14 protein-coding genes and 2 pseudogenes are annotated in these 12,919 nt (G+C 63.2%); 7 read left to right on the forward strand and 9 right to left on the reverse strand.

Translation table 11 applies throughout. The features are described 5' to 3' along the window. From fmt to truA, 3 genes are all read left to right on the forward strand, one after another. On the forward strand, positions 1-822 hold an 822-nt coding region (gene fmt, locus X773_RS57585), incomplete at its 5' end, for a methionyl-tRNA formyltransferase (RefSeq protein WP_023677467.1). Then, positions 819-1,328: an N-acetyltransferase gene (locus X773_RS57590; RefSeq protein ID WP_023677468.1), complete on the forward strand. Its 510-nt coding sequence runs from the start codon at positions 819-821 to the stop codon at positions 1,326-1,328. The genes fmt and X773_RS57590, both read left to right, overlap by 4 nt. Positions 1,329-1,346: 18 nt before the next feature. Beyond that, on the forward strand, positions 1,347-2,102 hold the full coding sequence (gene truA / locus X773_RS57595; RefSeq protein ID WP_023677469.1) for a tRNA pseudouridine(38-40) synthase TruA: 756 nt from the start codon (positions 1,347-1,349) through the stop codon (positions 2,100-2,102). Here the strand turns inward: truA and X773_RS57600 are convergent. Together X773_RS57600 and dapE are read right to left on the reverse strand one after the other, a co-directional pair. Further along, on the reverse strand, positions 2,084-2,692 hold the full coding sequence (locus X773_RS57600; RefSeq protein ID WP_023677470.1) for a hypothetical protein: 609 nt from the start codon (positions 2,690-2,692) through the stop codon (positions 2,084-2,086). The two genes, truA and X773_RS57600, sit on opposite strands and share 19 nt — an antisense overlap. Positions 2,693-2,694: 2 nt before the next feature. After that, positions 2,695-3,905 (reverse strand): annotated as a pseudogene (dapE, locus tag X773_RS57605) (succinyl-diaminopimelate desuccinylase). Positions 3,906-4,034: 129 nt separating this feature from the next. On the opposite strand from dapE, the pseudogene X773_RS57610 reads away from it, so the two are divergent. Further along, positions 4,035-5,071: pseudogene (locus X773_RS57610) on the forward strand (2-dehydropantoate 2-reductase). Here the strand turns inward: X773_RS57610 and X773_RS57615 are convergent. From X773_RS57615 to dapD, 4 genes are all read right to left on the reverse strand, one after another. Further along, positions 5,061-6,161 carry a GGDEF domain-containing protein gene (locus X773_RS57615; protein WP_023677471.1) on the reverse strand — a complete coding sequence of 367 codons (1,101 nt, stop codon included), beginning with the start codon at positions 6,159-6,161 and terminating at the stop codon, positions 5,061-5,063. The pseudogene X773_RS57610 and the gene X773_RS57615 overlap by 11 nt on opposite strands. A gap of 335 nt (positions 6,162-6,496) precedes the next feature. Continuing rightward, positions 6,497-7,285, reverse strand: a complete 789-nt coding sequence (locus tag X773_RS57620; protein WP_023677472.1) for a hypothetical protein — start codon at positions 7,283-7,285, stop codon at positions 6,497-6,499. Between the two features lie 21 nt (positions 7,286-7,306). Further along, positions 7,307-7,684, reverse strand: a complete 378-nt coding sequence (locus tag X773_RS57625; protein WP_023677473.1) for a DUF805 domain-containing protein — start codon at positions 7,682-7,684, stop codon at positions 7,307-7,309. Between the two features lie 30 nt (positions 7,685-7,714). Next, on the reverse strand, positions 7,715-8,569 hold the full coding sequence (dapD, locus tag X773_RS57630; RefSeq protein WP_023677474.1) for a 2,3,4,5-tetrahydropyridine-2,6-dicarboxylate N-succinyltransferase: 855 nt from the start codon (positions 8,567-8,569) through the stop codon (positions 7,715-7,717). 145 nt (positions 8,570-8,714) lie between these two features. Between dapD and X773_RS57635 the strand changes: the two genes are divergently transcribed. Further along, on the forward strand, positions 8,715-9,554 hold the full coding sequence (locus X773_RS57635; RefSeq protein ID WP_023677475.1) for an LOG family protein: 840 nt from the start codon (positions 8,715-8,717) through the stop codon (positions 9,552-9,554). A 34-nt stretch (positions 9,555-9,588) separates the two neighbouring features. Here X773_RS57635 and X773_RS57640 read toward each other — a convergent pair whose 3' ends face one another. After that, the gene (locus tag X773_RS57640) at positions 9,589-10,296 is read right to left on the reverse strand and encodes a pyrimidine 5'-nucleotidase (protein WP_023677476.1); all 708 of its coding nucleotides are present in this window, start codon (positions 10,294-10,296) and stop codon (positions 9,589-9,591) included. A 161-nt stretch (positions 10,297-10,457) separates the two neighbouring features. Between X773_RS57640 and X773_RS57645 the strand changes: the two genes are divergently transcribed. Further along, positions 10,458-11,219 carry a GGDEF domain-containing protein gene (locus X773_RS57645; RefSeq protein WP_023677477.1) on the forward strand — a complete coding sequence of 254 codons (762 nt, stop codon included), beginning with the start codon at positions 10,458-10,460 and terminating at the stop codon, positions 11,217-11,219. Positions 11,220-11,268: 49 nt separating this feature from the next. Here the strand turns inward: X773_RS57645 and X773_RS77365 are convergent, their stop codons facing one another. Then, positions 11,269-11,436: a hypothetical protein gene (locus tag X773_RS77365; RefSeq protein ID WP_023677478.1), complete on the reverse strand. Its 168-nt coding sequence runs from the start codon at positions 11,434-11,436 to the stop codon at positions 11,269-11,271. Between the two features lie 93 nt (positions 11,437-11,529). On the opposite strand from X773_RS77365, the gene X773_RS57650 reads away from it, so the two are divergent. Further along, a complete protein-coding gene (locus X773_RS57650) occupies positions 11,530-12,030 on the forward strand; it encodes a MarR family transcriptional regulator (protein ID WP_023677479.1) in 501 nt (166 codons plus the stop codon). Here the strand turns inward: X773_RS57650 and phhA are convergent. Further along, on the reverse strand, positions 12,025-12,858 hold the full coding sequence (gene phhA / locus X773_RS57655) for a phenylalanine 4-monooxygenase (protein ID WP_023677480.1): 834 nt from the start codon (positions 12,856-12,858) through the stop codon (positions 12,025-12,027). The two genes, X773_RS57650 and phhA, sit on opposite strands and share 6 nt — an antisense overlap. Positions 12,859-12,919 lie beyond the last annotated feature (61 nt).

Genomic DNA, 12,919 nt, shown 5'->3' on the forward strand with positions numbered 1-12,919 from the left:
GGCGGCCGGCGCGGGCTCGAACTGACGCCGTCGCCGGTGCAGCGCGAGGCGGAGCGGCTGGGCATCGAGGTGCGGTCGCCGGTGTCGCTGAAGAGCGAGGCGGAGCAGGAGGCGTTCCGCGCCTTGCGTGCCGACGTCGCCGTGGTCGTCGCCTACGGATTGCTTCTACCCAAACCCATTCTCGAGGCGCCGCGGCTCGGTTGCCTCAACGGTCACGCATCGCTATTGCCGCGCTGGCGCGGCGCTGCCCCTATCCAGCGCGCCATCATGGCCGGCGATACCGAAACGGGCATTATGGTGATGCGGATGGAGGAAGGCCTCGACACCGGGCCGGTGGCAATGGTTGAAAAATGTCCCATTGGACCCGACATGACGGCCGGCGATCTGCACGACCGGCTGATGGTCCTCGGTGCTGCGCTGATCGTGCAAGCGCTCGAACGGCTGGAGCGGAATACGCTGACATTTACCACACAGGCGGAGGTGGGGGTGACCTACGCCAAGAAAATCGATAAATCGGAGACTCGCATAGACTGGCTGCGACCTGCCGGCGACGTGCACAACCAGATTCGCGGCCTGTCGCCCTTTCCCGGTGCATGGTGCGAGGCCGAAATCGGCGGCCGCGTGGAACGGCTGAAACTGCTTCGCTCGACGCTCTCGCAAGGCGCCGGCGAACCGGGAGGAATTCTCGATGACCGGCTGACGGTCGCCTGCGGGTCAGGCGCGATCAGGCCGGTCGAAGTTCAACGTGCGGGCGGAAGGCCCATTGCCGCGCAGGAGTTTCTGCGCGGGGCCAAGCTCGAAAAAGGAATGAAATTGTCATGAGCATGATGTCCATACGCGCGGCGACGCCGCGGGACCGCGAGGCGATCCGCCTTGTCGAAGAACACGCGTTCGGCCAGCAGACGGAGGCCGGACTGGTCGACGCGCTGGTCACCGGCGGTGATGCCGTCGTCGAACTGGTGGCGGACGAAGACGGGCAAGTGGTCGGCCATATCCTGTTTTCACGGCTCTTCGTGCAGAATGGCGGCAAGAGTTTCCCGGCGGTGGCGCTGGCGCCTCTAGCGGTCGAGCCGTCGTTCCACGGCACCGGCATCGGCGGTGCGCTGGTCCGCGAGGCGCATATCCGCCTGAAAGCTGCCGGCGAGACGCTCGCCGTGGTGCTCGGCGATCCGGCCTATTATGGGCGTTTCGGCTACAGCCGTGCCCGTGCCGCGAAATTCGACAGCGACTACCAAAGCGAGGCTTTGCAGGCGCTTGCCTGGGGCGAGGCGCCGGAGACCGGCAGGCTGGTCTACGCCTCGGCCTTCGGCTCAGCCCTCGCCGCCTGATTTCGCCTCGATCCGGGAATGCCGCGTTTTCGCCTCGACATCGAATATGACGGCAGTCTCTTCGCCGGCTGGCAGCGCCAGGCCAACCAGCCATCGGTGCAGCAGGCGATCGAGCAGGCGATCGAGAAGTTCTGTGGTGAGCAGGTTTCGCTGCGCGCCGCCGGCCGCACCGATGCCGGCGTCCATGCGACCGCTCAGGTGGCGCATGTCGATCTGATCAAGGCATGGCCCGGCGACAAGGTGCGCGACGCCGTCAACGCGCATCTGCAGGCGGCCAAGGTGCGCATCGCCATCCTGAAGGCCGCCGTCGTGCCGGATGGCTTCGATGCGCGTTTCTCGGCGATCAGCCGCCATTACCTCTACCGCATCGTCAATCGCCGCGCGCCGGCGGCGCTCGACAAGGGCAAGATCTGGTGGGTACCGAAGCAGCTCGATGCCGGTGCCATGCACGAAGCGGCAAAGGTGCTGCTTGGCCGGCATGATTTCACCACCTTCCGCTCGACCCAGTGCCAAGCCACCAGCCCCGTCCGCACGCTCGACCGGCTGGATGTCAGCCGGGCGGGCGATTTCATTGAGGTCCGCGCTTCGGCGCGGTCATTCCTGCACAACCAGGTGCGCTCGATGGTCGGCTCGCTCAAACGTGTCGGCGAAGGCGGCTGGACTGTTGCCGACCTCAAGGCGGCGCTTGAGGCGCGCGACCGTGCGGCCTGCGGTCAGGTGGCGCCGCCCGACGGGCTGTTTCTCGTCGGCGTCGATTATCCGACGCCTGGCTGATCCGGAACGCTGATCCCGAGCAGCGCCTGCAGGCCGAACAGGACGATCAGCGACGCCACGAACATGCCGGCAAAAACGGCGCTGCCGGCGGCCGCACCCCTGCCGATCGCAACGTTGGTCATCCGCCAGGTCAAGACCATCGACAGCGCGAACAACAGCAGCGACACGAGTCCGGAGACTTCGTTGGCCGACGTCAGGAAAAGCCGGATCAACGCCGATGGCAGCATCATCCAGGCGATGATCGCCGAGGCCCAATTGCTGGCCACGACATAATGGACGAAACGGCCGCCGACGCCGACCCGCGGCGCCACCAGGGCGAGGCCTATGAGCGGCAGCACCCAGGCGCCGATATCGACGGTTGCCAGGCGGATCAACATGCTGAAACGGCCGACGAATGCGTTGGGATCGCCGATTTCGTTGGCAATACCGACCCAGCCGACGATCAGTGCCGGCGCCGCGACAACGATGGCAAAAAAGGAGTTCCAGAATCCGTCCGCCGAAAGGTCGAGCAGGCGAAATCCGTCGGCCTTGCCGAGCATCAGCCGCCAGGCACCGGCAAGCGAAGCGTAGGTTTCATCCGCTGAAAGCATCACTAGGATATGTCCTGCGCAAACCAGTCTTCAACGAAGCGCAGATAAATCTGCGTCAGCGTCTCGAGGTCGGCAATCGCCACGCGTTCGTCGACCATGTGCATGGTCTTGCCGACCAGTCCGAATTCGACCACCGGACAATAATCCTTGATGAAGCGGGCATCGGAGGTGCCGCCGGAGGTGGAGAGCGCCGGCTTCCTGCCGGTCACCGCCTTGATCGAGCCGCCAAGCGTCTCGATCAACCTGTCGTCGCGTGTCAGGAAAACATGGCTCGGCCCGTCGCGCCAGACGANCGCCAGACGATCTCGTAGTCGACCGGCGTCTTCTTGCCGGCGCGGTATTTCTTGCGTTTCGCCGCCCGGTCGAGGCGGTTGTGGATCTCGGCCTGGATCGTCTCGGCGGTCCATGTGTCATTGAAGCGAATATTGAAGGTAGCCGCCGCCTTCGCCGGGATGACGTTGGTGGCAGGATTGCCGACATCGATGGAGGTGACCTCAAGATTGGTCGGCTGGAAATCCCTTGTTCCGTTGTCGAAGACGGGGTCAAGCAAGGCGTCGACCAGCGTCACCAGGCCGCGCACCGGGTTGTCGGCTAGCTGCGGATAGGCGGCGTGTCCCTGGCGGCCGTTGACGACGACCGTGCCCGATAGCGAGCCGCGCCGGCCGATCTTGATCATATCGCCGAGCGCGTCGGGATTGGTCGGCTCGCCGACGATCGAGGCATCCCATTTCTCGCCCTTGGCGGCCGCCCATTCGAGCAGCTTCGTCGTGCCGTTAATCGCCGGCCCTTCCTCATCGCCGGTGATCAGCAGCGAGACCGACCCCTTCGGGCCGCCCTTCTGCGCGATATGTCGCGCTACCGCCGCGACGAAACAAGCAATGCCGCCCTTCATGTCGACGGCGCCGCGGCCGAACATCTCGCCATTGGCGATCTCGGCGCCAAAGGGTGGGTGCGTCCAGGCTGTTTCATCGCCCACCGGCACGACATCGGTATGGCCGGCAAACATCAGATGCGGGCCGTTGCCGGAACGCCGCGCGTAAAGGTTCTCTATGTCAGGTGTGCCGGATTCGGAAAACACCGGGCGCTCGACGGCAAAGCCGAGCGGCTTCAACATTTCTTCCAGCGCGCTCAGCGCACCGCCTTCGGCGGGCGTCACGGAAGCGCAGCGGATGAGAGCAGCCAGATTTCTGGTCGGATCGGTAGGCAGCGTCATGGGCAAAAGCGATAGTCGAAAGCGCAAGGCCTGTCACGGCCAGACATAAGGGCCAGCCATGCCGCCGACATTATGGTTTTCATGCCGTATAGTTGCGGCAAGGCCTCTCGACCAGGACAGGGCCATCGCATGATCACGCATGGCAGGACGATCGTAATCGCCGGTGCCGGCAGTATCGGCTGCTACGCCTCCGGCTGCCTGATACTTGCCGGGCGAAAGGTGGTTCTGCTGGCGCGGTCTCGCATCGAGANGAGAAGGCGCTGCAAAAAGGTGGATTGCGCATCACCGACCGTGATGGCCGCGACCGATCCGTCAAGCCGGAGGCATTGTCGGTCACCGCCGATCCGGCCGCGGCATTCCCCGGTGCCGATGTCATCCTGCTAACGGTCAAGAGCGGCGCGACGCAGGACATGGCCGGGCTTATTGCGGCCCATGCCCGACCGGATGCGGTGGTACTCAGTCTGCAGAACGGCGTCGACAATGCCGATAAGTTGCGAGCCCATCTCGCCGCCCGGCGGGTGCTCGCGGGCATGGTGCCGTTCAACGTGGTCCAATCGGCGGAGGGCGAATTGCCGCTTCGTCTGCACCGCGCCAGCGGCGGCAAGGTGATGATCGAACAGGGTCCGACAGGCCTTGACGAACTGCTTGACGTTGAGGGCTTTGCCGTCGCCACGCATGGTGACATCGAAGCGGTGCTATGGGGCAAGCTGCTGCTCAACCTCAACAACGCGCTGGTGGCGCTTTCCGGCCTGCCGCTGGCGGCAGAGCTTGCCGATCGCCGCTGGCGGCTGATCCTGGCCGGCCAGATCGACGAAGCATTGGCGGCAATGATGGCGACGGGCATCGAACCCGCTCGCATCGCCGGCCTGCGTCCCGCGCTGCTGCCGAAAGTGCTTCGCCTGCCCGACTGGCTGTTCAAGTTCTTGGCGCGGCGGATGCTTGCCATCGACCCTGCCGCGCGTTCGTCGATGTGGGATGACCTTCAGCGCCGCCGGCCGACGGAGATCGGCGAACTGCAAGGCGCGGTCCTGCGTTTGGCCGAAAAGGCCGGCACGCCGGCGCCGTTGCTGAAGCATGTCACGGCACTGGTGCGCGCGGCCGAGCAGAAGAGGCGCGGATCGCCCTGCCAGACGCCGGAAGCCGTTGTCGCGACCGTCAGATCGTAGCCCGCACAGGCGCCCAGTAACGGCCCTTGCCGGTGCGCTTGGCTTCGTAGAGCGCATGGTCGGAACAGGTGAGCAGGATTTCCGGATCGCCTCCGTCGGCGGGTGCGCATGCGCTGCCGACGCTCAAGCCGACATGGATGGCGGAGCCGACTCCGAGGTCGAAGGGCACCGAGACCTTTTCGATGGCCCGCTTTGCCAGGTAGGTGGCCTCGATCTCCGAGGTTGCGGGCAAAAGAATGACGAATTCGTCTCCGCCGATACGGAAGACCACGTCCCCCGGACGGAAGCCGCGCTTCAATCGTTCGGCCACCTTGCGCAGCAGCACGTCGCCGACGGCGTGGCCAAAACGGTCGTTGACCTGTTTGAAACCGTCGAGATCCATGCTGAGCACTGCAAACGGCTTGCCGCCATTGGCGGCCGGCGCCGCAAGGTCGCGGCACATGTCGCGCAATTTCTCCTGCAGGAAGATGCGGTTTGGCAGGCCGGTCAGCGCGTCCTTGATGGCCAGGTCGCGATTGTCCAGTTCGGCGCGGATCATGCGGGCATTGATTGCGTGGTTCTGAAGCAGCACGATGATGACGCCGGCCACATAGAACGGCGTTTGAATTCCGACGATCGGCATTCCGGGCGCCGCAGAAAACAATGCACCGACCACGTAAGGCAGGCTTACGGCCAACATGACGAATATGGCGAAGCGCGGGGTCGCCGCATTGCGTGACGACACCACGCCGACGACGCCTGCGACATTCAAGGCGGCAAGTACGGAAAGCGCCATATTCCCGCTGGCAACACAGCCATAGCAGCCGAGGCCGAAAACGACCGACCAGACGCCGCTGGCTGCCATCAGGCCCGCCAGCGGCCCTTTCGAGCCGCGCCTGCGGGCCTGCTCGCATTCCCGCATCAGCAGAACGCGGACGGTGAAAAGCATCAGGTCGGCGGCAATCCAGGCGTAGGGCCACCAATCCCCGGTGGCAAGAGCGGCGCTGACCGCAACCAACAGAACGCTGATGGTGCCGAACAGGACCGCGAATTTGCGCTCGAAGGTGGTGTCGAGAAGCCGGGCGCGGACAGCTTCCGGTTCCAATTTCATCGGCGAAGAGAACCAGGCAAACAGGCGAGCGGCGGCGCTCCACGTTTTGCGCGGCTCCTTGGTGGTCAGGGATAGGTCGCTTGCCAGTCGAGCGCTCCGTGCCGGTCGACACAGTCTTCGCCGGCATGCTGGGCCAGGGTGATTAACATTCGCTTAGAGCATCCGGCGCAAAACCGGGCTTTCGGAACTCCCCGTTCCGCCGCTCTGGAGCAATTCCAGGAAAAGTGTGAAGCGGTTTTCCGTCCGGAATTGCGTCAAAACAAAAAGATAGAGCGGTTCGGCGTTTCTGCGAAACGATGAACCGTTCTAGCGGATCTGCCGCCGGATGGCCGGTTTTAGCTTGCCGGCCCCGGTTGTCTGCGGACTGCAGGCCGACGCGGCGGACCCGGCTCGGGATAGGTCTTCGCCGCACGTGCCGGCTGCCCATGAGGGGTTTCGATCAGCGTGATCTTCTGCCAGATCTTTCGCGAGAGGTTCGAAGCCAGGTTCTCGATGTCGTTGACGCCGTCGATGACCACGGCGTCATTGACCGACTGCGCAAACAGCGCGGCGATCTTGCCGGTGATCGACAGCATCTCGGAGCAGTAGTCGAGATAGCGGGCAAGGTCGGCGGCGTTGGTGATGCGGGCTGGCGAATGCGCAGTCGGCTTGAAACTGGCTGAAAGCGTTGCCGGATCCTTGGTCAGCTGGTGCATGTCGATGACGTGGATCAGCGAACGCAGCCCGTGGAGCTGGCGAAACACCCGCTTGCGCTTGATCCGCTCCTCGGAGCGAATCAGGGCCAGAAAGCCCAGCACCGCGAGGATGATCATGTTGAGGGAGGCTTCGATGCCTTGCACCGACTGGAAGGCATCGTGGTTTCCCGAGATGCGGCCGAGCGGCAGGATTGTGCCGACGAACAGGAACATCAGCGCTCCGACGACGAAGGCGGCGATGATGAGGCCGCGCAGCCACCAGATCGGCGCCTCCAGCGCCTTGGCTGCCTTTGCCAGATCGCGCGACAGCGACACGAGCTCGGCGGCGACGCCGCGCAAGCCGGCATCGGGAAAACGCTCGGCGACGCGCTCTTCCAGCCGTTCGGCGGTTTCGAGGATCAGTTTCGAATCAAGCGAGCGGTAGCGCATGACGAAATATCCGATCGGCGCTCAGGGTTCGGCCGGTGCGTTGGTGCGCTTGCCGTAGCGGTTGGGTCCCGGCTGCCCGGGAAATAGGCAAAGCACGAGGAAAGCGATAATCGAGACAACCGGCACGAACAGCACCAGCGCCGCAACGCCCGGCTTGTCGAGGTCATGCAACCGCTTCACCGCCAGCACCACGTTCGACCAAAGCGAGGCAATGAAGGCGATGAAGAAAATGAACGACCACATGTTGCTCTCGGTAGTGCCTTCCGGAACCAGCGTGAAACGGTAGAGTGGGAGGGCCTGTATGATGGCCACCAGCAGTCCTCCCAGAAAATAGGCCGCGCGGCTGACGCGGCCCGAAGTTCTGAAGAAAAGCCAGATGAGGTCTGATCTGTCAGGCAAGCGAATTCCGTCCGTATTCGTTGAGAAAGATCAATCGCGCAGCAATTCGTTGATCGATGTCTTGGAACGGGTTCTGGCGTCGACCCGCTTGACGATGACGGCGCAGTAGAGGCTGGGGCCGGGCTCGTTGTTTGGAAAAGGCTTGCCCGGCAGCGAGCCGGCGACGACGACGGAATTAGGCGGCACCTCGCCGTAGAAGATCTCGCCGGTGGCGCGGTCGACGATCTTGGTCGACTGGCCGATGAAGACGCCCATGCCGAGCACCGAGCCTTCGCGAACGATGCAGCCTTCGACCACTTCGGAACGGGCGCCGATGAAGCAATTGTCCTCGATGATGGTTGGGCCGGCCTGCATCGGCTCCAGCACACCGCCGATGCCGACGCCGCCCGACAGATGCACATTCTTGCCGATCTGGGCACAGGAGCCGACCGAAGCCCAGGTGTCGACCATGGTGCCGCTGTCGACATAGGCGCCGACATTGACGAAGGACGGCATCAACACGGCGCCGGGCGCGACATAGGCGGAGCGGCGCACGATCGACGACGGCACGGCGCGGAAGCCCGCCTTCTCAAAATCGACGGCGCTCCAGCCGTCGAACTTCGAAGGCACCTTGTCCCACCATACCGCCTGACCGGGACCGCCCTTTATGATCTCCATCGGGGTGAGCCGGAAAGACAGCAGCACCGCTTTTTTCAGCCACTGGTTGACGTGCCATTTGCCGTCGGCCTGCCGCTCGGCGACGCGGGCGACGCCCCGGTCGAGCAGGTCGAGCGCCGATTGGATGGCCTCGCGCGTCTCGCCGCGGGTTGCGGTCGAAATCGTGTCGCGTTCCTCGAAGGCGTTCTCGATGATCTCCTCGAGGCTCGCGAGATCGGGCTTCGACATGAATTCGCTCCATTACCAAGCTGTTAAGGGCCGGCGCCTTAACCTGTTTGAAAGTCGCGCGGACCCTATGTGAAGGCTTGGGGAGGGTCAATCGCAGCAGCGTCACGGGACGGCGCAAGTGAATGATTGGACGGGTAAAGCAAATATGACTCCCATGGAAAAGGCGGGATGGACGCCGCTGCCGCATTCGGACGAGGATCTGGAGCGGTCGAGAAGCGTGCCGGACACGCCGCAAACGCGCGCGGAGACATACCGGCTGGCCTGGAACGATCCCGATTTCATGACGCGGCGCGAGTTGCGCGCGGTCAGGCTGCAGCTCGAACTGCTGAAACCGGAGATGATCCTGGCCGAGCGCGGCATCCAATCGACCGTCATCCTGTTCGGCGGCGCCCGCATTCCCGAGCCCGGCGGCGAAGCCTGGGCGGCCAAGAACGAGACGCAGAAGAAGAACCTCGAGCAAAACAGCAAATATTACGAGGAGGCGCGCAAATTCGCCCGCCTCTGCTCGCAGCAGTCGGCCACCTCGTACTATCGCGAATTCGTCGTGGTGACCGGCGGCGGGCCGGGCGTCATGGAGGCCGGCAATCGTGGCGCCGACGATGTCGGCGCGCCTTCGATCGGTCTCAACATCGTGCTGCCGCACGAGCAGGCGCCAAACGCCTACGTGACGCCGGAACTCTGCTTCAACTTCCACTATTTCGCGATCCGCAAGATGCATTTCGTCATGCGTGCCAAGGCCGTTGCGGTGTTTCCAGGCGGCTTCGGCACGATGGACGAGTTCTTCGAAACGCTGACCCTGATCCAGACCGGCCGAATGGAACGCGTGCCGGTCATCCTGTTCGGCAAGGCTTTCTGGGCAAGGGCGATCGACCTCGATTTCCTCGCCGAGCAAGGCACGATCACGCCCGGCGACCAGGATATCATCGATTTCGTCGACACTGCCGACGAGGCCTGGGGGATCGTCAGCCGCTTCTATAAACTTTGACATGCAAGCAAGGACTTGAAGCGCGCCGGCTGCCTCAAGCAGGGACTTCCACGATCGCCGTGAGAAAGCCGGCGAGGTCGTCGGTGACGAAGTCCACATCGTCCTCGTTGGCCGGGTCGCGTTCCCAGATTTCCGAGAAGGTCGGCTCGAAATTGCGCGGCACCACCAACACTGTGGTCATGCCCAGCGATTTCGGCACCGACAGGTTGCGGGCAAGATCTTCGAACATCACCGCATTTTGCCCGGTAACGGCGTGGAGTTCGGCAAATTTCTCATAGGATTGCCGCGCCGGCTTGGGGTTCAGTCCGGCTGCGACGATATCGAAAATATCATCGAAATGCTCGAGAATGCCCAACTGCCGCGCGGTGCGTTCGGCATGCCGGCGATCCCCGTTGGTGAAGATGAATTTACGGCCGGGAAGCTGGCGAATGGCGGTGCCTAGGACGGGATCTGGAACCAGCCAGGAATAATCGATGTCGTGGACCTTCTCGAGAAAATCGTCGGGGTCGATGCCGTGGCGCGTCATCAATCCGTTCAGCGTCGTGCCATATTCGCGGTAGAGCTCCTTTTGCAGCTTGCGTGCTTCCTCGCGCGGCAGCGTCAGCAATTCTCCGACGTAGGCGGTCATCTTCACATCGATCTGCGAGAACAGATTCGAATGGTGCGGATAAAGCGTGTTGTCGAGATCGAACACCCAGTCGGTGACATGGGCAAAGCGGGCGGGGTCGGGAAGTGTGGTCATACGTCCTTATGGCACGAAACGATCTTTCTAACAGGAGGTTTATCCACAACCTATGCGCGCCCTGGGTAGTAAAAATGGCGCCATGATTAAAATCTTAAGCATCGCCGAAAGGTGACATTCAGCGCTTTGCTGGAACCAAGGCGGACCAGTGGGAGCAAGCGATGAATCGCATATTTCTAAAGTCTGCCGCCATCGCTTTCGCCTCCGTCGCGGTCTCGCTTTTGCTGACGCTGATCGTCGTGCCGGCAATGGGGTTTCCGATCAATCGCACCATTTGGCTGACATCCACCGTGTGCCCGCTCGCGCTTGCCTGGAGCGTCGGCGCCTATACGTTCTGGCAGGGCGAAAGGTTGCAGACCGCGCATCGCGAGCTCGCCCGCGCCCATGCCCAACTCGCCGCCGCGCACAGGCGCTTGGCGGAAAAGGCGAGCCGCGACGACATGACCGGCATGCTCAACCGCGAAAGTTTCTTTGCCGCTCTCGACGGCTCTCGGCGCAAATCCGATCGCGGGGCATTGCTGATCGTCGATGCCGACCATTTCAAGACCATCAACGACAGCTACGGCCATCTGATCGGCGACGATGCGCTGCTCCTGATCGCAAACGCGATAGAGCGTGGCGTGCGCAGCGGCGACGTGCTTGGCCGCATCGGCGGCGAGGAATTCTGCGCCCTTCTGATTGGTGCCACCGAACACGAGGCCAGGCGCATCGCCGAGCGCATCCGCCGTGAAGTCGAGCGTATCCGTTTCCGGCCCGTCGACGAACGAACGGTTCCGCTGACAGTCAGTATTGGCGGCATCACCTGCGGCAGAGACGCCGCAGTGTCGGAGCTAATGCGCGCCGCCGACCAGCGGCTCTACGAGGCCAAGCATCGCGGCCGCAATCTGTCGATCATCGACCGCGATATTTCCGAAGCCGCCTGAGCTCGGCCCTAAGCCTTCTGCTGCATTCAACCGCGCCGCTGCCAGACTGTCAAAATCCGAAGATGGCGATGCGGAACAGCAGGGCGGCCGCCGCCAGCGCCACCAGAGCGATGCCAAGGCCAATGGGAGAGCCCCAGCCATACCACTCCATCGCCAGCTTGGCATATTTGAACTCCTCGGCCGGTGTGAGTGGGCCGCGCGTCGGGGTCTGATTCATGTTTCACTCCTTGCAGGCTGCGACAGGCCTTGCCTTGCGCCTGATGCAGCATATTACTATAATGGACGTAATGTTAGGCAGATTGATAGTTAGATGGTCGAAATAAATTCGTCAAGCATGAATCGGGCCGACATGAAGACCGCCATCAGCCTTGCCATTATGGGCTGGCAGGACGCGACGCAGGCTTATGACGAGGCAGTGGGCGATAGGCTTGGGCTGAGTATGGCGGAACGCCATTGCCTGGCGCTGCTCTATGGCGGCCCGCGATCGGCTGGCGAGGTCGCGGCCGCAACAGGATTGACGCCGGCCGCGGTCACCGCGCTGATCGACCGGCTGGAGGCGCGCGGCCTGCTGACACGAACGCGCAGCCTTGAGGACAGGCGCAAGGTGGTCATAGAGGCGACGGAACTCACGCGAGAACTATCGACGCGCTATTATGGCGCGATCGCGCAGGAGGGGGAAAAGGTGATCGCCACATTCAGCGACACTGAGCTCGCCACGATCCTGCGCTTCGTCACGGCGTCCCTCGACCTTCAGCGCGACCAACTGGCCCGGCTGAAGGCCGAGGCGTTGGAAACAGCCGACAGCCTATAGGCTCGCCGGGTCGAGCGCTGGCTCGCCTTTGCGGCGCGCCACGATCGCCGCAAGATCGGCGGTCTCGAAAGCATCGCGCAGGGCGTCGAACGACGGCAGCACGAAATAGGCGCGCTGGAACTTATCGATCTCGTAGCCGGTGCGCATTACGGTTTCCAGGTCGAAGGGGACATGGTGCGCCTCGCCGCCTTCGACCGCGAACTGAAGCTCGGTGAAGGATGACATCAGCCCGGCACCGAAAGCCTTCAGCGGCTGGCCCGGCTCGCGTATCAGCCCGTATTCGACGGTGTACCAGTAAAGCCTGGTGATCATCTCGTCGCCGCCGAGCGCAATCACGCTGTCGGCCTTTTTGCCATACATCTGCATGAAGTCGGCAAAGACCGGCTGCGTCAGGATCGGCACGTGACCGAAGAAATCGTGGAACATGTCGGGCTCGACGATGTAGTCGAGCTCCTTTTGGGTTCGCAGCCAGTTGGTGACCGGGAAGCGGCGGTTGGCGAGGTGGTCGAAGAACGGCTGGGCGGGGATGAGCCCCGGCACGGCGACGATCTCCCAGCCGGTGAGCTTGCGCAGCTTCTCGCTGACCGCACCGAAATCCGGGATCTTGTCGAGAAGGCCGAGCGCCGCAACGCCATCGAGATAGGAATGGTGGGCGAGCTTCCTGGTCAGCTTCGTCTGGCGGTCGCACAGCGTGCGCCACACCGCCTGTTCTTGGTCGCTATAATTGTAGCCCTGCGCCACGGTGAAATCGGCACGGCAGACCGAATAATCGCCGCGAAGGCCTCGCGCAGCGCATTCGCGGGCATAGTCGGCAACGTTCATTGTCATGGCTTGCTCTCCCTGGAAATCATGATCAGCGGATTGCCGGAAATTCTAGCGGGATGGCGCG

Origin of the sequence: Mesorhizobium sp. LSJC280B00 (assembly GCF_000502835.1) — a bacterium.
Lineage (GTDB): Bacteria > Pseudomonadota > Alphaproteobacteria > Rhizobiales > Rhizobiaceae > Mesorhizobium.

Bases quoted from the DNA above. Each gene is read 5' to 3' on its own strand.
- X773_RS57590 (WP_023677468.1), top strand. From the start codon at position 819: ATGAGCATGATGTCCATACGCGCGGCGACGCCGCGGGACCGCGAGGCG.
- truA (WP_023677469.1), top strand. From the start codon at position 1,347: ATGCCGCGTTTTCGCCTCGACATCGAATATGACGGCAGTCTCTTCGCC.
- X773_RS57600 (WP_023677470.1), bottom strand. From the start codon at position 2,692: ATGCTTTCAGCGGATGAAACCTACGCTTCGCTTGCCGGTGCCTGGCGG.
- X773_RS57615 (WP_023677471.1), bottom strand. From the start codon at position 6,161: ATGAAATTGGAACCGGAAGCTGTCCGCGCCCGGCTTCTCGACACCACC.
- X773_RS57620 (WP_023677472.1), bottom strand. From the start codon at position 7,285: ATGCGCTACCGCTCGCTTGATTCGAAACTGATCCTCGAAACCGCCGAA.
- dapD (WP_023677474.1), bottom strand. From the start codon at position 8,569: ATGTCGAAGCCCGATCTCGCGAGCCTCGAGGAGATCATCGAGAACGCC.
- X773_RS57635 (WP_023677475.1), top strand. From the start codon at position 8,715: ATGACTCCCATGGAAAAGGCGGGATGGACGCCGCTGCCGCATTCGGAC.
- X773_RS57640 (WP_023677476.1), bottom strand. From the start codon at position 10,296: ATGACCACACTTCCCGACCCCGCCCGCTTTGCCCATGTCACCGACTGG.
- X773_RS57645 (WP_023677477.1), top strand. From the start codon at position 10,458: ATGAATCGCATATTTCTAAAGTCTGCCGCCATCGCTTTCGCCTCCGTC.
- X773_RS77365 (WP_023677478.1), bottom strand. From the start codon at position 11,436: ATGAATCAGACCCCGACGCGCGGCCCACTCACACCGGCCGAGGAGTTC.
- X773_RS57650 (WP_023677479.1), top strand. From the start codon at position 11,530: ATGGTCGAAATAAATTCGTCAAGCATGAATCGGGCCGACATGAAGACC.
- phhA (WP_023677480.1), bottom strand. From the start codon at position 12,858: ATGACAATGAACGTTGCCGACTATGCCCGCGAATGCGCTGCGCGAGGC.